This window comes from Bartonella sp. AP57NXGY (assembly GCF_042195805.1).
In the GTDB taxonomy this organism is placed as follows: Bacteria; Pseudomonadota; Alphaproteobacteria; order Rhizobiales; family Rhizobiaceae; genus Bartonella.
On sequence record NZ_JBHIOZ010000043.1, the window covers coordinates 1 to 1,125 of the forward strand.

Here is a 1,125-nt window from a genome sequence, read left to right on the forward strand (position 1 = left end):
GAGCAACAATACAACAGATATAAAACCAGCTCCAAACCAAATATTTTTCGCGTTCAGCGATTTACTCAAACCAATAATAACATACTCATTACCCAGCAGAATACCAACTCCCACACCTGCATAGAGCGAAGCAATAACCCACAGCTTGTGACTATGCTGCATAACCGTCATAGAACCAAAAATCATCATTGCTGCACTCGCGATACCGGCAGCAAAGCGGATAAAGAAGACCAAGTAAAAGTTTGTTGTTAACGCCATGGCAAAAATAAGTGCACTCGTCACTATAGCTGCACCAAATAGCATGTAGGGAGCACGGGATATATTCCCAACTCTGCAAAACGAAAAAAACATACTCCCAACTAAATAACCGCCATAATTAGCACTAGCTATATAAGAAAGTTGCTTAAAGGTAAACAATCCTTCATCCAACATAACTGGAAATACCGGCGTATAGAAAAATCGCCCAATTCCCATCCCCAAAATCATAATAATCATACCGAACACAGCGATTTTGAAATAACTCAAATCTTGACGATTATTTTTCCCCCCCATTACTCTAATCCCTTAACGAATAATTCGCTCATCCGCATTCTATCTCATCGAGGGTAGCACTTATCTCAGAGAATAAAAGCCAATCTAGCCATTTGTTTGAACAACCAGAGGAACATATTGAGCGATTATTGTCAACATTACTGGATCAGTTATATGCATTTCATCGTTTTACGCCCTGCTCCATGTATGATCTTCTCCCTACAAAGCTTCTTTTTCAGAAAATAATGGCTGAAATTAAGCAGCAATAACAACGAGGAAATCAATAAGCACGCCCCCGTTCAAACAAGACAATATCCCCTAAAGCTCTGCTTCATCAGGTATGACTAAAATACCCTCACAAGGTTGCGTTATGTTCACATGGTGAACACCCTCAACCATCAAGCGGCTTAGTATCCAACTTAAAGAGAGATCAAGGACAAGCTTTTGCGCACGCGCCCATTCTGCTCTTAAATTCTGCTCTGCTCTTTCCAAAACAAAGGAACCTTCATCCGGTAACAACCAAAAATCAATAGTATTGAAGGGTATAAAGGCTACTTTTAATATAGCTTTGTTTTTTATCAGCAGCAGTAAAAA

1 protein-coding gene and 1 pseudogene are annotated in these 1,125 nt (G+C 39.6%); both read right to left on the reverse strand.

The window, feature by feature from the left end; translation table 11 throughout:
• Positions 1 to 552, reverse strand: a 552-nt coding sequence (locus ACFIL8_RS05655) for a YbfB/YjiJ family MFS transporter (RefSeq protein ID WP_375689103.1), incomplete at its 3' end; no start/stop codon positions are given.
• 259 nt (positions 553 to 811) lie between these two features.
• Positions 812 to 1,125, reverse strand: a pseudogene (locus ACFIL8_RS05660) (baseplate assembly protein); the annotation flags it as partial.